Raw genomic sequence first — 19,766 nt, forward strand, 5'->3', positions numbered from 1 at the left:
GTAATTTTCAGCCTCAGAGGAGTTAAACACAGCTACTACAGTCTGGTGAAATTAAATAATGATTCTAAATTTTATCCAAACTCAACTAATGCAAGATTTCTCTTTTGTACTTACCACTTCGAAAGGTTCCTACCTTCCATAATACGAAAACTAAGCAAATAGAAACGGGTAGAACACCCCTTCTATTCCCAAAATCTGATTCATCACTATGCAATACCTCGACATCATTGGGCGATCTTTAGCCGTTTACCTTTTTATTATTGCGGCAATCCGGCTGTTTGGCAAGAAAGAACTGGCTCAGTTATCCATTGTCGATCTGGTATTTATCTTACTGATTTCCAATTCAGTACAAAACGCCATGGTGGGTTCGGATACGAGCTTACCCGGTGGAATCATTGCGGCGGGTGCTTTATTTCTGGGTAACCTGATTCTGAAACGGATTATCTACAATCAGGAAGCCAGAATCAGCAGTTTAGCCATTTTTTACAGGGCGAACCCATTATGCTGATTTACAAAGGCAAGGTGAAAGACAAAAACCTGACTCGGGCCGAGATTAGCGTAAACGAACTAGAGGCCGCCGTTCGCGAACATGGCGTTCTTAACCTGAAAGATGTCGATCTGGCGGTATTGGAAGTAGATGGAAACATCAGTGTCATGTCGAATGATTTTCAGAAAAAAACGTCCCGAAGACATAAGAGTCACCGTTCGTTAAATAATCCAATGTCTTAAAAACAAAGAACTTATCCCTTGCACGATAAGCTTTTCCCCGCAGTCGCTCGGCTGTGCCGAGTGACTACCTAACGGTAGGCCTCTGGCCGTCTCACTCAAAAAAATATGCATAACCTAACTACCTTACTAACCGAAATGATTTTCAATACCTACGGTCAGAGCTGATTGTCAATGTAGTTTGTGGAAACGAGGACTAAAGAAGGTCGTTATAAGTGCCTCATGATCAAATAGGTTCACAAAAGGTATCTCGAACGAAGAGAGACGATTCGGTAAAATGGGGCGGCGTTAAGGGTAGTAAAGTTGCCTCGCAGTTGCTCGGCTCTGTCCGAAATCAGTAAGCCTGTTTTTGCTGGGGAAAGGTGTTCTCTGATCATCTACTAGCTCGCATCCTACCGGCCAGAGGCCTACCGTTAGGTAGTCACTCGGCTAGAGCCGAGCGACTGCGGGGATAATACCTTCTTCACATACCTTAATTTGTGCTCTTGTTCTTTGTCATAAAAATACCCCCAACTTCTGGGGGCATTCCAGAGAAGATAAGCTCTTTATTTTTGAAAGATGTAGGCGATTAATCCCTTTTCAAAATCATGGCGGATGCCTGAGCAGTGGGGAAAATCAGAATGTCGGCCAGCACTACGTGCGGAGGACGGGTTACTACAAACGTGATCGTATCCGCAATGTCTTCGGCACTTAAAGGCGTAAAGCCCTGATACACGGAATCAGCCCGTTTTTCATCACCTTTAAAACGCACCATTGAAAATTCCGTTTCTACCGCACCGGGAGCAATATTTGTGACTTTAATTCCGTAAGGGTTCAGGTCCTGACGCATTCCCTGACTAATACTTTCCACGGCTGACTTTGAGGCACAGTATACGGCTCCATTCGGGTATGTCTGCTTACCCGCAACGGAGCTGATATTAATGATATGACCGCTCTTTCGCTCGATCATTCCAGGCATCACCAGCTTTGAAACGTACAGAATTCCCTTCACGTTACCATCAATCATTGCGTCCCAATCGTCGGGATCGTTATCCTGAATGGGTCCTAGTCCGTGAGCATTACCCGCGTTATTTAGCAGAATATCAATCGTTTTCCACTCATCGGGAATCTTCGAATAGGCCTCTTCCACATCCTCCCGGTAACGTACATCAAAGTTCGTGGTATACACCTCGACTTTCGATCCCAGTAATTCTTGCAGTTCATCCAGCCGTTCCTGACGGCGACCGTGCAGTAACAAACGATAACCCAAATCGGCAAAAGCCAGAGCCGTTGCCCGGCCAATTCCGGAAGTAGCTCCGGTAATAAAAGCAGTACGAGACATTAATTCAGTTGTCAGTTTACGGTTATTAGTTGTCAGTTATGGGTATTTCTGTGTAAGCATCAATACTAATTTTCTTGACAACTACATTAATTTTTTCGGCAATACTACCAACAACCAGTAACGAACAACCTTAATTTAAAGAATGATAAAGCAGGAAGCTTAACAGCCTTTCAAAGGTTTGTTGTTCGTCGATGCTGGCTCCTAACTTAGCTACCTGTAAGCGGTAAAGGTCAATGAGCCGCAAAAATCGCTCATTATTGGTAAATCTGGCCGCAATGATGCCTTTAAAACAACGGTGCGTCTGATTATAGAGGTATTTGCAGGGTTTAGACGGCTCTTTATTGAAAAGTTGATCGAGAGCTTTCAGGCCGTCGTATTTTTGCATAAAGGCAAAACCCGTCTGTACCAGAAATTCCTTAATCTGATCACAAACATCATCCAGGTCGTCCGTTCCGTGCAATTTGTAACGAAAATACTTATCGTCATTAAATTTACCGATTGAAATCACGAGCGTATTAGCGTCGTCCCGGTATTCTTCGGATATATCCAGAAATTGCTGAGCCAAAAACTCAATTTCCTGATGACGCAGGCCAATACTTACATCCAACCAGGTTTCCTGACCTTGGGAAGAAGTAGAAAAGACCACATTGTGAAAACCAGTTGGGGTTTGTTTTCTGAATTGCTTCCGATCCGACAGCAATTCAAATCCGTGCTGAGCGAAAAAAACGCTAAGTTTTTGATAAAGCTCGGTTTCAAAAGGAGTAATGATCATAAGCAACTAGTTTAATAATCGTCTCGTCAACTACATTTATTCTGCTCTTAATCAACCATGGGAAGAAATTTTCTCTTCTTTTGGAACGTGCCCGACCATCAACGAATAATGAACAAATGATTTCAACTGACTTTCAGTGAAATTGCTGATGAGCGGCAAGGTAAAAGGATACTTTAGAAATGAAAAAGATTTTATTATTTTCTGATACCCACGGTTGGTTCGATGAAGCCCTGGACTCCCACTGTAACTGGGCAGATGAGATCTGGCACGCAGGCGATTGGGGTACGGGTGTTTACGAACGTCTCCAAAGATATGCCAAGCCCATCCGGGGTGTTTACGGGAATATCGACGGTCCTCCCATTCGCGGGCAGTTTCCCTTACTAACCCATTTTACTTGCGAAGGCGTTCACGTAGGCATGACGCATATTGCCGGAACACCGGGACGTTACAAGCCTGATGCCCGTCAGTTACTTACCGAAGGACGACCAGATGTACTGATTTGTGGTCATTCGCACATTTTGCGGGTTGAACGCGATCCGAACTATCAGAATATGTTATTCATGAATCCCGGAGCAGCGGGAAAAGAAGGTTTTCACCGCATCATGACAGCCCTGCGTTTCAAAGTCTCTGACGGTCGAATTTTCGACGTAGAAGTGCTGGAATTGGGCAAACGAGGCAAAATTCCTGACAATTTTACCGCCTAGTTTCGTAGGGAATATTCTTTTTTGACCCGAAAGTATTACCAGAATTTTACGAAAATGAGTACGCTGGACGGCATAAATACCCTCAGAAAAATAATAATGTCGGGCGACAAAGTGCTGGTTCGCCCCACGAGTGATCAACACAAGACCCGCTCGGGTTTGTACTTACCACCTACCGTTACGGAGAAGGAAGACATTCAGCAGGGCGTGGTTGTGAAGGTAGGCCCCGGCTTTCCAATTCCGGCGGCTAATGACGAAGACGAGCCCTGGAAGGAAAAAAAGGAAGCTTTGAAGTACATTCCACTTCAGGTGCAGGAAAAAGATCAGGTTTTATTTCTTCGCAGAAATGGGTACGATGTGGAAATTGATGGCGAGAAATACCTCATTATTCCTCATTCTGCCATACTCTTAATGGTTCGGGAAGATGAATTGAGCGAACTGGGTCTCTAGGGCTTCTCCAAGAGGTGAACATTTTCTCAGAAAAAATCGTTATCTTTGTGCCCCGAAATTAATCCAAAGTTTATCGCTAGGTAGATTTTACGATTAATCAGGACGCACAATCATCCGGGGACGACGGGTATTGACAGCGGGCTGAGGTTGCGGGTGTAAGCATGTCGGAAGTTGGAAGAACCTTCCGTGTAAAATTCTTCTAAAACAATAGCTGGCAACAATAGCTACGCTATGGCTGCTTAATCCGGAGGATTAACCATTAGCCATCGTCCCGCCGAACCATCACACTACTGGGTCGGAGTTCGGGGCGTCGAAAGGTAGTGTCGGAGGGGTCGATTTCGCTGAGCCCTATCTGTACTAGCGAATACGGAATTAATTCGGTTTGTTGTCGACCTGATTAGTTCCCGACAATCCAAGGACAACTAAGCATGTAGAAGACGCGTGGCGTCCCTGTTCTGGACGAGGGTTCGAATCCCTCCGTCTCCACAGTTAAAACTGTAAATCAGATAGTTATAAGATTTACACACCATTAAAAGGGAACCTCTATTCGGGGTTCCCTTTTTTATTCTCCAGCTCTGCTATTCGCATATCAATATATTTTGCCAAAATGTACCGAAGGGGTACCGACTAAACTGACAAAAGTTTTATTGAAATGGATTCAAATGAAAAAACCCGATAATACATCGGGGTTGACTTGTAGATGATCAATAGTTTATTGAGACATCTGAGATGAGCTTTGGCGATTACGCTCAGCCATCTCGACAAAGTTAAGAGGAGGCAATAGAACCGTTGGAATTCCAGCCTTGGTAGTTATTGATGCTATTATTTCTCTAATAAATGGATAGAGAATAGCCGGACCATTTATTTGAGCAAAGTTTTCTATTGATGAGTCTTCAACCTTTCCTACAATTTCAAACATTCCAGCAGTGTTTACCGCCATTTTAATCAATGGATTCTCATCCTGGCTCTTAGTCAACTCTACCAATACGTTTACCTGATGTCATTAAGCAACCGACTCAATCTTACTTGTAATTCGAAGTCAGAAACATTATCAGGTAACTCGCCCTCACGGAAGGAAGAAGTTCAATTCTACTAATGAAATTGACTTGAGGTTAAAAGAAGCCATATGAAATATCATGATATTAGTTAAGCAGCCATTGCATGGCTATCTTTTCCGGGGTTGACTGAAATATCATTGAGATTAAAGCTGCTAGAGACCGATTCTGCTTTAATCTGATTAACATGAGGTCTTTTGTTGTTTGTTAAGCTATTAAATAAATCTTCAATGCTTAAGCTATCAGAGTTAAGATAGCTTTGCTTCCACCTTATACAAGGGAGACTCCACAGGAAACGTATCTTCAGAGTTAGTAAACAGCATAGCTTCATTTGGGGTTTTTCGATCCGACTTGTTATAAATTGAGAGTCAACATAGATTTTTAAAATAACGATATGAGGTACTTTTTGCGAGGTTTTTGAAGTCTTGTGTAGAGTTGTGTAAATGTTTCACATAACGGGCGTTTTCTGAGATGGTGCGTAAGAGCGGAGCATCTAGAAGGGCAACATGTCAGGTAGAGTGATGATCCACACCATCAAAGATTTATTCTCTTCATCAGACTTTAAATCAATTCATTACCAGCCGTTTATTGGCTATCATCTGGACAAAATGAGATAAGCTTTGGGGGCTAATGCTCCAGTTAGGGGGAGAGATATTGCCCCAAACTTTCGGATTATCCATTAAATTAAAATAACAGACACCAGCGATTTCAGGATGCTGGTTGATTGTAGTTGCGGCATCTTCAAGCCATTTTTGTTGATAAGCTTCTGGCCCTTTAACCCCAAATTCGGTTATAAAGAAAGGCTTGTTAGCAAATCGCATGCGATACGATTTACGATCGTAGATCTTCCGAAAGGTTTCCTGTTGGGCAGGGTCAGTAATATTTTTGTCAGGCAGACCATAAATAGCTATACTGATGTAATCAACGGCATCGTCTCCCGGCCACCACTCCATCGAACCCCGGTCGCCCGCTGGTCCCCACACTTTTTTCACATTAGAAGCGTGATTCTTGTCAAAAAACATAAAATAACGGAATGCCTTGATATATAATACCGGATCCTGACTTTGCCAGGAATATCGGTAAATAGGAATTTCCATTTCATGTGCAAAACGCAAATAAACCGTCTGATTAGTAGCCGAAATAAGGGTATAAAGCTTTCTAAATTCTTTATCGTAAACACCATGAAGAGTATTCAAGAGCACGTTTGTATCTTTTCTGACATAGGTATCTTTCCAAGGCTCAAACGTTACGATTATATCATGGTTTCGGCTCAGGACATCGTTAAATTCTTTTTCAAAAGAGCCATTTTGTATAGCTCCCAGATCGGTAAATAGATGTTCAACGTGCACGGATTCGTTTTGAAGCAGTAACTTCTTCGGGTCATAAACGCCGATTTTAAGAGGAGTAGTCGTTTTATCGTTGGGTTTTAACGCAAGTTGATCGTCAGAGGACGGTGAGAAGAACGTGGGTTCTTCCTTTTTTAATTGATGAATCGCTTGATGGAATGACTTGGTAATTATGGATACGCCCTTGTTCTTTATTGTTTGTGGTCCCAACACTAAGATCGGTTTATCCATAAATCTCATTCTATGGATTTTTCGCCTAATGGCAATTGCCTGATTTACCGGTCGAGGATAGGCATTGGTCAACTCTTCAGACACCCCCTCTAGTGTAACACTGATTAAATCGACTACTTCTTTCCCCGGCCAATACTCTTCAGCACCAGGGTAGCCCGCTGGCCCCCAGACAATCTTTATAGCTGGAAAAGCGGCTTTACACAGTTTTGACACATGCTGAAATGCCTCGTTGTATAGTTTGGGCGATTGGTACTGCCAGGGGTAAACATGAACCGGAACTTCCATTTCCGGGCACCATCTGAGTAAGACTTCTCTATTGGATTTGGCAAGTATACGGCAATATGCCTTTAACGTTTGATCGTAATCACCTCTTATGGTTTCGATAAGACAATTTTCGTGACAATCAGTCAGTACAAGGCTTAATAGATTCGTTTTGTCTAAGGCTATTTTCGACGAAAGAGCCTCCAGGTTATCCCTATCGGCAATCTTACTTAGCCCTAAGTAGGTATGCTGGTAACCATGCTTCCCTAAATCACTATGTTTATCAGTGCGATCAAAAATGCCAATAATACCCTCGGCTTGATCCCGGTTGATTGGCACTGCACGGTCCAATTTGGCCATAAACAGACCCCTGTTTACCTGTGGTACATGTCCGTATTCGTAGATTAAAAGTAGTAGCCCTAAAATGACGGATATGCCTACCAGGTAATAACGGACTTTTAGCTTCATTGGCTTAACTAATTTCAGAGATTAAGTTGGTGAGCGATTTCTTTTATGGAACCCAAAAGAATTTCTTATTTATTATAAGTTTACTAAATTTATAGAAACAAACTAATTATAACTAATATAAGTATTAAGTATATGATTACTTATAATATGGTTACTTATGATAACTCACATCAACAGAGCTATCGCTATACATACAACCTCCCCTTGCTCGCTCCTTACCTATATCCACTAATGTAGAGGTCGATTATTCTATTTCAAAAAGGCGTCAGTGGAACAACCTAATAGCACTGCTCTGCTAATCAAGTTCTATTTATAGAGGTAGGATCAAAAGTAGGAGAGTGTGCTAGAAATGACTTAACGACAGGTTGTTAGTCCTTAATTATGTCTAGTCTTTAGGTGTAGATCAAATCCGTCAAGCCACTATTGTGAATCACTGGTCTATTTTAATCACCAAATAGCTTGCTTTATGCTTATAAAACACCTCTTTTTTGTAAGCATATTTGGTTAAACTTGTAACTCTATCTACGGCTTTTAATGAAATCATTCCTCCTCATACTCCCGATAATTTTTATTTTTTCAACCTGTAACAGTGATAATAAAAATAGTTATTCCCCAAAAGTAAGGATTGTAAAAAGCGAAGGCAAGTACATTTTATATCGAGATGGAAAACCATTTACAATCAAAGGAGCAGCAGGTTACTCGCACTTCAGTGAGCTAAGAAAATCGGGTGGTAATGCTATCCGGATTTGGGATACCCTACATTTAGCGACTATTCTGGACAGTGCATGGGCCAATAACCTGGCCGTTATTGTAGGGCTTCCCATTCCTGACAATAAAGACTACATGATTTATTACGATAATCCGGATAAAGTTGCTTCTCAACTTAAAGCCTATAAGACCATTGTTAATACGTTCAAGGCTCACCCGGCAGTTTTAATGTGGTGCGTTGGCAATGAGTTAACGTTTCCTTATGGGCCTGCTTATAATAATTTTTATAAGGCATTTAATGAGTTAGTCGAAATGATTCATCAGGACGATCCCGATCATCCGGTTACTACGACTATTTTGAATTTTAATGAAAAATACATCTTCAACCTATCTGTTCGTTGCCGTATTGATCTTATTTCGTTCAACATTTTCAGCTTGATCAATAAATTAAGGGATGATCTAACCACTTTTTCCTGGTTTTGGGATGGCCCCTATTTATTGACGGAATGGGGCGTAGATGGCCCTTGGTCTGGTACTGAACAAACGGCCTGGGGGGCCTATATTGAAAATACAAGCACTAAAAAAGCTGAAATTGTCCTGAATCGATATCGACAATTTATACCTGTCGACGACCCACGTTTTCTAGGTGCTTTCGTATTTTTCTGGGGACAGAAGCAGGAGACGACACCCACCTGGTTTAGCCTATTTGATGAAACGGGTGCCCGCTCGGAACTGGTGAACGCTATGCACACTATATGGACCAGAAAACCTGCCCTCTACCAGGTGCCAGCCGTCAAATACATGCTAGTCGATCAAAAAGGAGCCCGGGATAATATTCTTTTAAATCCCAACCAACCCGTATCGGCCGAAGTGCTGATGGAGTCGCTGGCTGACACGATACAGGCCGTTAAATGGCAAATTTTCAAGGAAGATTGGTACGCCGAAACGTATCGGAATGCCCCAGCAAAACCAACCCCACTTTCCCTGTTTACAGCCCAAAGTCGCTTAAAAGCGACCTTTGTGGCACCTTCCAAAGAAGGGCCCTATCGCCTGTTTGCGACGATTTACAATCATAATGGAAGTTATGCAACCTGTAATACGCCATTTTATGTGGTAGGCAAACCATGAAACCAATGCTTTCGGCTAAAGCTCCTTCCCGAAAAGAACGAGTTAATTTTCGCCTGATGATTTTACTGGGCCTGGTAAGCATGTTCTTCTTTTGGGAGCGGATGCTAGCCGAGGGAGCCCAAAGCCACAGCCTTTTGTATGGATTACTTCTGGTTGCCCTTGGTTTTAGCTGCCTGAAGATTCTCCACGAATGGTATCACTATTTCAGTATAACGGTGCCGAAAGCCCCGGCTTCAACGCAGGTTTATACAGTGGATATTTTTACCACCTTCTGTGCCGGAGAACCGTATGAGATGATTGTCGAAACGTTGACGGCCATTCAGGCCATCTCGTATCCACATACAACCTATCTGTGCGACGAAGCCGACGACCCCTATTTAAAAGAAGTATGTCAACAATTAGGGGTCCATCACATAACCAGGACCGAAAAAAACGATGCCAAAGCGGGTAATATCAACAACGCCCTCAAACAATCATCGGGCGACTTATGTGTGATATTGGATCCCGACCACGTTCCTTTTTCCCATTTTCTGGACCCGATCGTTCCCCATTTTAATGATCCCCAGATCGGTTACGTTCAGATCGTTCAGGCCTATAAAAACCACGACGATAGTCTGATCGCGAAAGGTGCAGCCCAGCAAACCTACCAGTTTTATGGGCCGATGATGATGACGATGAATCGGTACGGAACGGTGCCCGCTATTGGTGCTAACTGCACCTTTCGACGTTCTGCACTGGAATCTATTGGCGGGCACGCAGCTGGATTGGCCGAAGACATGCATACTTCCATGCAATTACATGCCAAGGGCTGGAAGTCGGTTTACGTTCCGGCCGTTTTGGCTCGGGGTCTTGTGCCTTCCACCCTTTCGGCTTATTACAAGCAGCAATTGAAATGGTCGAGAGGTGTTTTCGAGTTGCTGGTCAGCACCTACCCCAAGCTTTTTAAGCAGTTTACCTGGCAACAGAAGTTGCATTACGGTGTTATTCCGCTACACTATGCTTCCGGCTTTGTTTATCTGATCAATTTTGCCATACCTATCCTGGCCCTGCTGTTTGGACTTAGCCCAGTCCATATCGACTTCGCCCATTTCGGTTTGATCGCCTTACCATTCATTTCGGCGGTTATTCTCATTCGACACTTCGCTCAGTGGTGGGTTATGGAAGATCAGGAAAGGGGATTTCACGTGGTCGGCGGCTTATTAATGATTGGCACCTGGTGGGTGTTTATAGTCGGCTTCATCTACACAATTATCCGAAAAAAAGTCCCTTACATTCCCACGCCCAAAGATAACCGGGAGGTTGATAACTGGCGGTTGAATATCCCCAACCTGGTCGTGATTGGGCTTTCGATGGTTGCCTGCACATACGGATTATACCGGGACTGGAATCCTTATAATCTGATTATGGCCTATTTTGCCGCTTTAAACGCATGTATACTGGGCTTTACCATATTGGCCAGTCGAGAGCAACAGTTCGGTAGAGTTGTCAATCATTTTCCATGGCTAGCTGAATTAACAAGCAGCCTTAAAACGCTTAAGATTAACTTTTGGCTTGTTCGACGCCGGATCTACACGGCTGTGCGGAGTACCGCTTCTTTACTTACCATCAGTCTATTGAGTTGGATTACTTATATAAGCTATCTGGGCGAAAACGAGAATTGGCTTCCCTTTACTACGAAGCAGTTTCGATTAGGTCCCGGTTTGTCCGAAAAACTAAGAACGATTTCTCGTTTGTCCGACCAGGAACAATCTACCCAACCAGTTTCTTTCACGATTGCTCCCTTGTCCATTACCTGGGGGAACATCTCGAAAAGTTTTGTGCCATTCGCGAGTCTGGACTCAATTTACCAACTGGGTTCCATTCCAATGATTACCTGGAGGCCTATCGTAAACAAATCCGATGTAGCCAATCCGCAAAGAGCTACTGCTATTGTTGAATCTGTTCTGCATGGTGATTATGATGCCGATCTACGTCGCTTTTCACAGCAAATTATTGCACTGAAACGCCCGATCTGCATTAGCCTTGTCCCTGATATAGACATGAACACGGCTTCCTTTGAGGCAAAAACATTTAGAGACTATTGGCGATACGTACACGATTATTGCACCCGACAGGGAGCATATAATGCCATCTGGGTATGGGATCTTGGGAAAGCAAACCGTTTAAATACGTATTTTCCTGGCAAATCCTACGTGGATTGGATCTCTGTGACAAACTTCTCGTCCGGATTGTCATCTAAACTACCTTACCGCCCCATCGATCAACATTCCCTTTTTCGATCCAGAATCCCTATTGTGTTTGTCAGTTCGGGAACTATTTCATCAACGAAAAATCGAAGCAAAGGCTCAGTCACCGCTTTAACTGCTTCGAAAAGCAATTATCCTGCTATGAACAGTTACCTGATTGTGCATCAACCGGTTCCTCACAAATCGGAAGCACCAAAATCAGCCGAAATACCTAAGCTCTTGCTACTAGCTCAGCCGTATACAGATTCAACGAGTACAAAGCCGAAAAACTTTGTAGGATCCCCTACAGGTGTCAGCTATAAAAAAGGACAGAATTGGACGAAAAGTCTTCAGGCTTTCACCCAAAAAGAGCTTATGGCTGATTTCGAAGCCATGAAGCAGGTTGGCCTTAACACCATACGACGGTATGGCCCTACTATCTATGACTATAACATCCTAAAGGCAGCTCAATCTTCTGGCCTGAAAATTCAATATAGTTACTGGATTCTGGAATCGGTCAACTTCCGACAGGATCAAGCTCGGTTGACTACCTTGAGTCATCAGATTCTAAGCAGCGTAAACGACCTGAAAGAAAAAGAGGCCATTGTATCCTGGCACCTGGGCAACGCTATTCTACAGAAATTAAGTCAGCAGTATGCCAAACCCGAATTGCTTTATCAACAAGACGCGTATTTGAGTTGGCTCAAAAAACTAGTTATCGCCATTAAGCAAATAGATCCGGCTCGACCGGTAACGGTTGATGTAGAAGTCAATGAAACGCTTCCCCAAACAATTAAGATACTCCATCGGGTGATTCCTGAAATCGACTCCTATGGATTACTTGTGGAAGGACAAATGACGGTAGATCAGCGTCGAATAATCAGGCAAATAAGGCTTCCTTATTTTTTTAGTTCTATTAGCGTTTCATCGTATTTGGAGTTCAGATCCCTAAAAACCCCGGTTTTTTTCTCCAACTGGCAGGATGAGCAACTGGTTGACCAAGTTAGTTTCAATGGTCTTAGGGATCATTGGGGCCGGAATAAGTTTTCCCTTTGGCAGTTGCGTCAGCTCCGAAAGGGAATACCCTTACTCGATTCACAGCCAACCGTAAAAATCCTGAGACCAGCACTAGCTACCGAACCCAATGCGGTACTATCGTACCATGTCCTGTTAAATACTGGAGGTAAATGGAGGTTGGCCAGCGATACGCCATCCACTTATTCCTTTGAATGGAAACTAGTTAAGCTTGACCGATTGGGTAAGCCGATTGCTATTCAGGCTAAAGGTAATGGTCCAATACTTGCCCTGAGTATTCCCCCCGATCCATCCTGTTACCGACTGAAGCTATACGTATTATCCGGGTCGGATGTCGTCAATGTGGTAACATCTTCACTTAATACGCCCTTGTTGTAGGTATATCCAGTTCGTCGCTTAAAAACGCTCTTTTTGAACTATACTTGTAAAAGGCTCTTTCGAGCCTTTTACTTTTTCTATTTTATACAACTACAAACGTCCATTTGCTTTTGTACATCTTAACAAAGCTGCAAGGGTCATTTGTAAAAGGTTATAACCGAATTATTACTACACACAAATTCAAGATTATAAACGTAACAACTCAAAATATGCCCGGTTATTCCCCGCCTATGACGACAAAGGATTTTGGGGCCAGTTCAATAAACCATAATTCAAATTAAGCAATTATTGCAGATGCCTTCAAAGTCCAGTCATACGTATAGGTACATTTTTTACATCCAAAGAATAATAAAGCCAGAACTGGCAGTAGTAGAGGTTCTTCATACCAGATAGATTAGGAGGTTCATTAAAAAACAAAAGATACAAATAGGTTAGGCAGTTTCTTAAGGCAATAAGCAGGTAATGCGTCAATCCTTATTTTGCTGGTCGCTGTGTTTTTGAATGAGAAAACATAAGAGAAATGGAGCAGTGAAGGCTAGCCTATGAAGACCTGTCTTCTCAAACCCAAGGAAAACCTTGGATAGAATGTGATGTTGTTAGGGGTTCGTAAGGTTTCCTCATGACGAAATAAGTTCCTTCGCTTCGCTCTGGATGACAGATTTGAAAAGATAACGGCAGGTTACCATCTGCCGTTAAGGAACGAGATAGACTCTCGCACTAGAGGGTGTTTTTATACTTGCTTTTAGGAGTGTATGTTGGTGAGACTTATTAGAACCGATCTATTAGCGAAGATTCGCCTGTAGAAAACTGTGTAAATCGTCTCCCCGAAGATTGACGGCAATGATTGTACCTTTGGGGTCCACTAATACATTGAATGGAATGGCCGTTACTGCATATTGCTTGGCTGCTTCGTTGTCCCAGAATTTCAAATCACTCACATGACTCCAGTTGAGCTGATCCTTAGCAATAGCCTTCATCCATTTCGATTTATCTCTGTCTAACGACACCGACAAAATGGTAAAGTTTTTTTTAGAAAAATCCTGATACGCTTTTACAAGAAAAGGACTTTCCTCTCTGCAGGGTTGGCACCAACTAGCCCAAAAATCAACCAAAACGTAACGTCCTCTAAATGTGGAAAGACTAATTGGTTTACCGCTCGTATCAGGCTGCACAAAATCGCTGGCGTTTCTGCCAATGGCCGACTTTTTTGCATTTAACCATAAATTTCGAAAATATTTTACCTGCTGGGAAGAAGCAATAGAAGAAGATTCATAGACGGATAGTAATGAATCGGCTATTTTTAACATAGGTAACTCATGTCCAGGGATGTAATAATTTCCGACATGATTTACGCTAGCAGCTGCTAACGGATACTTTTGCACCAATTCAAAAAGAGCCGCATTCCGACGAGACTCTACTTCTTTCATTTGTTTGTTAAGATCGCGTTGACTAACCGTATCGCCTTTACTCTTACTTTCTTCTAATTTCAGATAAAGCGGATAGTCATCGAATTTTTTATAAACTAGGTCATATTGTTGTCGAATGGTTTCTTCCGGTGAACCCGTAACCGTAGCAGTATATATGGAATCCGCACTTCCACGAATGTATATGGGCTTGTTTTCAATATAGAAACCTAATGCTTGGTCGTTAAGGCTTGTTTGGAGTACATAATAAGAGGGCTCCTTTACCGTCCCACGAAATGTAAAACGTCCATTGGGATCAGCTTTTGTCGAATCAACGCGATTATGCGTTTTATAAAACACTGTTTCGCGAAGATAAATTTGCTTCCCGGCAGCATTTGCTAATTGGCCCCTTAAAACAAAGCTACTCTTAGGCTTACTGTTCGACTGCGACAAAGAAACGTGGGGCAAAAATCCGAGTAAAAAGAAGGCGATATATTTCATGAGAGATTGGGGGGAAGTTTACTACAATTATATTCAAAATTAAGTATTATTCCCCTTTTAGGTTTAGGTTTTTCTTGCTAAAGTAACGTCTACTATAGCTGTGTCGCTATCCCATCGCAATATCCTTCTACTTAAAAACAACCGGCTGACGAACAAGGCCTTACTTCAATACCAGTGATTAATACCGAGCCAAGCGTCACTAAAAGCCTACCTTCCAATTCAGACACAACAAACCGGAATACGGATACATCTGTTACCATTCTACGCGTGACCTTTGTCAGGTCATTCAACGGCATATACCAGCATGAAAAAAGACGAGTCTCCCGTTCGAAATGTAAAGTCCATTGCTGAGCTGCACCGGCTGCTGAACCTACCCAAACCTCAGCATCCCCTCATCAGTGTAATTCACCTGGATCAGATTGAGGAGTTCCCTCGACTGAACCATGAGCGAATGATCTACCCTTTCTATCAGATTTGCATGAAGCGGAATTACGATGGGAAGCTACGCTACGGCCAGAATTATTACGATTTTGATGAAGGAGTTCTTTCATTCATCTCGCCTAATCAGTTATTAAGTAATGAAGGAGCAGCAACGGATGGCTGGGTATTAATCATTCATCCAGATTTTCTGCATGGGTATCCACTGGCTAGAGCCATCAGGAAATACGGCTTTTTCTCCTACGAATTAACGGAGGCTTTGTTTGTTTCAGATAAGGAACAACAAGTAATTGACAATCTGTTGTCGACGATTAAGTCAGAATATCAATCCAACATTGATGCTCATAGTCAGGACATCATCATTACTCAACTGGAACTTCTGCTTCATTATGCCGACCGTTTTTATCAACGGCAGTTTATTACCCGGAAAAAAGTAACGAATGATCTTCTTACCAAACTGGAATCCATTCTTGAAGCCCATTTTAACAACGGGAATGCATTGAATGAAGGCCTCCCTTCGGTTGAATTCGTAGCCAGTCAGTTGAATGTATCGCCCCATTACCTGAGCGATATGCTCCGTAACGCGACGGGCATGAATGCTCAGCAGCATATTCAATACAAGCTCATTGAAAAGGCAAAGGAAATCCTGAGTACCACCAATCATTCAGTAGCTGAAATTGCCTATCAGCTTGGGTTTAAGCATCCGCAATCTTTCAATAAATTATTCAAGAGTAAGACCCATTTATCCCCTTTACAATTTCGCCAGTCTTTCAACTAGAAGCCATGAAAAACGTGAACAAAACCTTCCTGCTGGGAGGCGACCTCGAAGTAAATCGCATTGGTTACGGTGCCATGCGTATTACCGGCCCTGCCATTTGGGGAATGCCCGAGAACCCCCAGAATTCGCTGGATGTGCTACGGCGAGCCGTAGAACTGGGCGTTAACTTTATTGATACAGCCGATCAATACGGGCCGTTTACTTCGGAACAACTGATTGCCGAAGCCCTTCACCCTTACGCTTCTGATCTCGTCATCGGTACGAAGGGCGGACTTGTTCGCTTTGGCCCCTGGGCGGATATTCACAACGATGCTTCCCATCAGCACCTGCACGAAGCCATACAGGGCAGTTTGCAACGACTAAAGCTGGAACACTTTGATCTGTATCAGTTACATCGAATTGACCCGCGAATTCCCGCTGAAATTACCTTTGAATTTTTGAAAAAGACGCAGGATGAAGGAAAAATCCGGCATTTAGGCTTATCCGAAGTTTCTGTTGAAGAGATTAAAAAGGCTCAGGAATTCTTCAATGTCGTATCCGTTCAGAACCGATACAGCGTATTCAACCGCGAATGGGAGTCGGTGTTAGCGTATTGTGAGGAACAGAATATTGCCTTCATTCCGTGGTTTCCCATCGGTGGCGGCATGGATTCCAGGAAAAAAGAACTTATTCAGGACATTGCCGATGCCAAAGGCGTAACCATCCATCAGATTGCTTTGAGTTGGTTACTGCACCGCTCCAATCATATTCTGCTCATTCCGGGCACCTCCAGTGTAAAGCACCTGGAAGAAAATATGGCCGCGGGAGAGATTTCATTAACCGATCAGGAAATGGCAATGCTTAACCGCATCGCTGAATAAACTGCTCCTGGTCTGCCCTAAAACGCCAAGAGGAATCCAGACTGGATTCCTCTTTGTATTGCTTATCAAGTAGTAATCAACTATTGAATTTTCTTTACCCGCACCGCGGATGGTCCCTTGGCCGTATTTTCAATCTGAAATTCTACGCGGTCTTCCATTTCTACGGTTCCTTTCACCTGCAAAATGTGTAAGAAAATGCTTTCCTGAGTCTGGTCATCTTTGATGAATCCATAACCTTTGGCAGCATTAAAGAATGACACAACGCCAGAGTGGATTACTGGATCGTCAGTCACGGGGCCTTTTACCGTAAATTCCCGGGGGGCTTTTGTCTTACGTAACTCAGGGGGCACACTGGTAAGATTGCCGTTTTCGTCAACGTAAACGAATAACTCCTCAACGGTTTTACCCTTGCTGGAATTTTCTTTACGCTGCTCTTTGCGGAGCTCTTTCTCCTGTTTTTTCTGAATTTTTTTCTTGGTGGTTTCTTTCTTACCGAATGTCTCCTTGGCTCTACCCATTAATACGAATTTAGATTTAAGATGATATAACGTTGTAGCACCGACTGTTGAAATAACTGATAAAAGGCTTTGCGGAAGAACAAAAGAATAGCCTAAAATGAAGATCAAGAAGTGCTCTACTTCGTGTAGTAATAGCAAAACTACAATTTTTTACTGATAGTTCCTAAACAGCTCTCCGATCTCTGAAAAGCTTTCCTGACTGATTTTCAAATAAAAAGACTTAATAAGCGGGATTATCCGATTAGTAATCGTACCTTTCCGACTCAATAAAATACAATGCAAGAAGGAACCATTAAGTTTTTCAATGAAACCAAAGGATTTGGTTTTATTACTCCAAAAGATGGAGGTGAAGACGTTTTCGTACATACTACCGGTCTGCGTGATCAAGTTCGTGAAAACGACGTTGTTACTTACGAAGTAACCATGGGAAAAAAAGGATTGAACGCGATTAACGTACAGGTTATCTAAATATCCGTCCTGATTTTAACAGCAAAGAGGTTCGAATGCACGTTCGAACCTCTTTGTGTTTTACAGCCTTCCAGCTTCCAATAGTACAATTTCATCAGCCAAACTTCTGAAAAGACGTAGTTTTCATTTATTTGGTAATCGCAGCAAGTTCTCTAAAATCACTTGCTTTCGTTTTGGCTTTCCCCCCAAGTTTCTAAACAGTGATACTCTCCATACATTCGCTTGTCTGAAAAGAACAGCTCTCCTACTAGTTATTGAATTACTCCCAAACTGGCTACTGACCATTTCATAGTAGTAATTTGACAATACTGACCTTATGCCTCACACGTTAGTTTAAACTAATTCTAAGTTAACTTATTCATTGTTAATCATTTAGTAACTGAACTAGAGGAGCCAGTTTTTGTAAAAATGACACGCATAATGGTTTAACGGTTAAATCCTACCAAACAACGTATAAAGTCTACAGTTCATAGAAAAGCGAAGTCTATGTTCAGGCTTCGCTGTACTTTTGAATCATCAAACGGTTTAGACACATAGGTTTAGAGGTTAACGGGAAACTCCTTCGTGATTCATGAAGGAGTTTTTTTATGCCAGACCTCAAGGCTCAAAAGCTCAGTCAAACCGAATAATCATTGGTTATTGCGTCTTTTGAGCCTTGAGGCCTAACTTCCTTACCTCTTAGAAAGATTCAATTTTACTCTTCCCATTTTGGGAAAGGATCCCGAAAACGAACGCCTGCTTCCATTTGCCGAATTTCTGCCGCGGTGCAAAGGCAGCTTTCCAGCTCCCGGATGATTTGCTCTTTGGGTAAGTCCTGCCCAATAATCACCAGTTCGTTCATGCGATCCCCAAACTCAGGATGCCAGCGTTTACGAATGAGTAGCTCATTTTCCAGATAAGCTGGGTAATACAAACGTTCTTTTTCGGGAATGGCCGCCCACCAGGTTCCTGCGGGTTCCGCTCGCAGCGATCCCCCCGCCTGTCCCCAGCTCAGAGCCTTCGTCGGACGTGAAGCCAGCCAGAATAGGCCTTTCGACCGAATAACTCCCGCAGGCCACTCTTCGGAAATATAGTCCCAGAACCGTTGCGGATGCAGAGGCCTCGAATCCCGGAAAACGAACGAGCTAATGCCGTATTCTTCCGTTTCGGGCGTATGGTGACCCTTTTCCAGCTCTGCAATCCAGTTCTCTGATTCCGCCGACTCTTCGAAATTAAACAGTCCGGTATTCAGGATTTGTTCGGGTTCGACGTGTCCGAAGCTAGCTTCCACAATTCGGGCCTGTGGATTGAGTTTATGTAAAATAGCCTTCAATTCCCCCAGCCGTTCGGGGCTTACCAAATCCGTTTTATTCAGGACAATTACGTTCGCAAATTCAATCTGATCGGTCAACAGGTTCACAATCGTACGCGTATCTTCCGGGTCGTCCTGATTCAGCTTCCGACTCCGAACGGTATCGATTGAGCCAAAGTCATTGGCAAAATTGAAGGCATCTACTACCGTCACCAGCGTGTCCAGCTTACTGTATTGGGATAGATCGATTCCCATCTGGTCATCCACGTAGCTAAAAGTCTGAGCTACGGGTAAAGGCTCAGAAATCCCAGTGGATTCAATCAGCAAATAATCAAACCGCTCTTCACGGGCCAGCTTCTCCACTTCAATCATCAAATCTTCCCGAAGTGTACAGCAAATGCAGCCATTTGACATTTCCACCAGCTTTTCTTCGGTCCGCGAAAGGACATTTTGCGAAGCCACCGTCTGGGCATCTACGTTCACCTCGCTCATGTCATTGACAATCACGGCCACCTTTAACCCATGTTTGTGATGAAGAATGTAATTCAGCAAACTGGTTTTTCCGGCTCCTAAAAAGCCACTTAAAACGGTAACAGGAAGTTTTCTCATCGGATCAGCAATTTTTCGCTCGACTTATTAAATGCAACGTTGTTGCAAATATAAGATTAAATGCAACAATGTTTCATTTAATAAAAATCAATATT

Annotated in this window: 16 protein-coding genes and 1 other RNA gene; 10 read left to right on the top strand and 7 right to left on the bottom strand. The window is 43.0% G+C overall.

The genetic code is table 11. The features are described 5' to 3' along the window. Positions 1-208 precede the first annotated feature (208 nt). Both QE390_RS17980 and QE390_RS17985 read left to right on the top strand, forming a co-directional pair. Positions 209-508, top strand: coding sequence for a hypothetical protein (locus QE390_RS17980; RefSeq protein WP_307143182.1), 300 nt, complete (start codon positions 209-211; stop codon positions 506-508). After that, positions 502-729, top strand: a complete 228-nt coding sequence (locus QE390_RS17985) for a YetF domain-containing protein (protein ID WP_307143183.1) — start codon at positions 502-504, stop codon at positions 727-729. The genes QE390_RS17980 and QE390_RS17985 overlap by 7 nt, the downstream gene beginning before the upstream one ends. Before the next feature lie 565 nt (positions 730-1,294). On the opposite strand, the gene QE390_RS17990 is transcribed toward QE390_RS17985, so the two are convergent. Together QE390_RS17990 and QE390_RS17995 are read right to left on the bottom strand one after the other, a co-directional pair. Beyond that, positions 1,295-2,047 carry an SDR family NAD(P)-dependent oxidoreductase gene (locus QE390_RS17990; RefSeq protein WP_106638465.1) on the bottom strand — a complete coding sequence of 251 codons (753 nt, stop codon included), beginning with the start codon at positions 2,045-2,047 and terminating at the stop codon, positions 1,295-1,297. Positions 2,048-2,177: 130 nt separating this feature from the next. Further along, positions 2,178-2,819, bottom strand: a complete 642-nt coding sequence (locus QE390_RS17995; RefSeq protein WP_307143184.1) for a hypothetical protein — start codon at positions 2,817-2,819, stop codon at positions 2,178-2,180. Between the two features lie 179 nt (positions 2,820-2,998). Between QE390_RS17995 and QE390_RS18000 the strand changes: the two genes are divergently transcribed. The 3 genes from QE390_RS18000 (at position 2,999) to ssrA (ending at position 4,459) form a co-directional block, all read left to right on the top strand. Further along, positions 2,999-3,523 (top strand): metallophosphoesterase, encoded by a 525-nt coding sequence (locus QE390_RS18000; protein WP_307143185.1) that lies wholly within the window; start codon positions 2,999-3,001, stop codon positions 3,521-3,523. A gap of 54 nt (positions 3,524-3,577) precedes the next feature. Further along, complete coding sequence (locus QE390_RS18005) at positions 3,578-3,970, top strand: co-chaperone GroES family protein (RefSeq protein ID WP_307143186.1); 393 nt, start codon at positions 3,578-3,580, stop codon at positions 3,968-3,970. Positions 3,971-4,086: 116 nt separating this feature from the next. Next, positions 4,087-4,459: a transfer-messenger RNA gene (gene ssrA, locus QE390_RS18010) on the top strand. A gap of 223 nt (positions 4,460-4,682) precedes the next feature. Here the strand turns inward: ssrA and QE390_RS18015 are convergent. Further along, positions 4,683-4,955, bottom strand: coding sequence for a protein-export chaperone SecB (locus QE390_RS18015; protein WP_307143187.1), 273 nt, complete (start codon positions 4,953-4,955; stop codon positions 4,683-4,685). A 636-nt stretch (positions 4,956-5,591) separates the two neighbouring features. After that, entirely contained in the window at positions 5,592-7,331 is a 1,740-nt protein-coding gene (locus tag QE390_RS18020) for a hypothetical protein (RefSeq protein WP_307143188.1), read from the bottom strand. Between the two features lie 534 nt (positions 7,332-7,865). Here QE390_RS18020 and QE390_RS18025 point away from each other — a divergent pair. Beyond that, positions 7,866-9,167: a glycoside hydrolase family 2 TIM barrel-domain containing protein gene (locus QE390_RS18025; protein WP_307143189.1), complete on the top strand. Its 1,302-nt coding sequence runs from the start codon at positions 7,866-7,868 to the stop codon at positions 9,165-9,167. Continuing rightward, positions 9,164-12,805 (top strand): glycosyltransferase, encoded by a 3,642-nt coding sequence (locus QE390_RS18030; RefSeq protein ID WP_307143190.1) that lies wholly within the window; start codon positions 9,164-9,166, stop codon positions 12,803-12,805. The genes QE390_RS18025 and QE390_RS18030 overlap by 4 nt, the downstream gene beginning before the upstream one ends. Before the next feature lie 782 nt (positions 12,806-13,587). Here the strand turns inward: QE390_RS18030 and QE390_RS18035 are convergent. Beyond that, complete coding sequence (locus QE390_RS18035; RefSeq protein WP_307143191.1) at positions 13,588-14,709, bottom strand: TlpA disulfide reductase family protein; 1,122 nt, start codon at positions 14,707-14,709, stop codon at positions 13,588-13,590. A 304-nt stretch (positions 14,710-15,013) separates the two neighbouring features. Between QE390_RS18035 and QE390_RS18040 the strand changes: the two genes are divergently transcribed. Both QE390_RS18040 and QE390_RS18045 read left to right on the top strand, forming a co-directional pair. Beyond that, positions 15,014-15,925, top strand: coding sequence for an AraC family transcriptional regulator (locus tag QE390_RS18040; protein WP_307143192.1), 912 nt, complete (start codon positions 15,014-15,016; stop codon positions 15,923-15,925). 5 nt (positions 15,926-15,930) lie between these two features. Further along, entirely contained in the window at positions 15,931-16,785 is an 855-nt protein-coding gene (locus QE390_RS18045) for an aldo/keto reductase (RefSeq protein ID WP_307143193.1), read from the top strand. Positions 16,786-16,865: 80 nt separating this feature from the next. On the opposite strand, the gene QE390_RS18050 is transcribed toward QE390_RS18045, so the two are convergent. Beyond that, positions 16,866-17,303 (bottom strand): cold-shock protein, encoded by a 438-nt coding sequence (locus tag QE390_RS18050; RefSeq protein ID WP_106638476.1) that lies wholly within the window; start codon positions 17,301-17,303, stop codon positions 16,866-16,868. A gap of 276 nt (positions 17,304-17,579) precedes the next feature. Between QE390_RS18050 and QE390_RS18055 the strand changes: the two genes are divergently transcribed. After that, positions 17,580-17,771 (top strand): cold-shock protein, encoded by a 192-nt coding sequence (locus tag QE390_RS18055; protein ID WP_106638477.1) that lies wholly within the window; start codon positions 17,580-17,582, stop codon positions 17,769-17,771. Positions 17,772-18,465: 694 nt separating this feature from the next. Here the strand turns inward: QE390_RS18055 and QE390_RS18060 are convergent. Further along, complete coding sequence (locus tag QE390_RS18060) at positions 18,466-19,671, bottom strand: GTP-binding protein (protein WP_307143194.1); 1,206 nt, start codon at positions 19,669-19,671, stop codon at positions 18,466-18,468. Positions 19,672-19,766: the final 95 nt, after the last annotated feature.

The organism is Siphonobacter sp. SORGH_AS_1065, assembly GCF_030818595.1.
Lineage (GTDB): Bacteria > Bacteroidota > Bacteroidia > Cytophagales > Spirosomataceae > Siphonobacter.

Bases quoted from the DNA above. Each gene is read 5' to 3' on its own strand.
- QE390_RS18035 (WP_307143191.1), bottom strand. From the start codon at position 14,709: ATGAAATATATCGCCTTCTTTTTACTCGGATTTTTGCCCCACGTTTCT.
- QE390_RS18045 (WP_307143193.1), top strand. From the start codon at position 15,931: ATGAAAAACGTGAACAAAACCTTCCTGCTGGGAGGCGACCTCGAAGTA.
- QE390_RS17980 (WP_307143182.1), top strand. From the start codon at position 209: ATGCAATACCTCGACATCATTGGGCGATCTTTAGCCGTTTACCTTTTT.
- QE390_RS18005 (WP_307143186.1), top strand. From the start codon at position 3,578: ATGAGTACGCTGGACGGCATAAATACCCTCAGAAAAATAATAATGTCG.
- QE390_RS17990 (WP_106638465.1), bottom strand. From the start codon at position 2,047: ATGTCTCGTACTGCTTTTATTACCGGAGCTACTTCCGGAATTGGCCGG.
- QE390_RS18060 (WP_307143194.1), bottom strand. From the start codon at position 19,671: ATGAGAAAACTTCCTGTTACCGTTTTAAGTGGCTTTTTAGGAGCCGGA.
- QE390_RS18030 (WP_307143190.1), top strand. From the start codon at position 9,164: ATGAAACCAATGCTTTCGGCTAAAGCTCCTTCCCGAAAAGAACGAGTT.
- QE390_RS18000 (WP_307143185.1), top strand. From the start codon at position 2,999: ATGAAAAAGATTTTATTATTTTCTGATACCCACGGTTGGTTCGATGAA.
- QE390_RS18050 (WP_106638476.1), bottom strand. From the start codon at position 17,303: ATGGGTAGAGCCAAGGAGACATTCGGTAAGAAAGAAACCACCAAGAAA.
- QE390_RS17985 (WP_307143183.1), top strand. From the start codon at position 502: ATGCTGATTTACAAAGGCAAGGTGAAAGACAAAAACCTGACTCGGGCC.
- QE390_RS18040 (WP_307143192.1), top strand. From the start codon at position 15,014: ATGAAAAAAGACGAGTCTCCCGTTCGAAATGTAAAGTCCATTGCTGAG.
- QE390_RS17995 (WP_307143184.1), bottom strand. From the start codon at position 2,819: ATGATCATTACTCCTTTTGAAACCGAGCTTTATCAAAAACTTAGCGTT.
- QE390_RS18055 (WP_106638477.1), top strand. From the start codon at position 17,580: ATGCAAGAAGGAACCATTAAGTTTTTCAATGAAACCAAAGGATTTGGT.
- QE390_RS18025 (WP_307143189.1), top strand. From the start codon at position 7,866: ATGAAATCATTCCTCCTCATACTCCCGATAATTTTTATTTTTTCAACC.
- QE390_RS18020 (WP_307143188.1), bottom strand. From the start codon at position 7,331: ATGAAGCTAAAAGTCCGTTATTACCTGGTAGGCATATCCGTCATTTTA.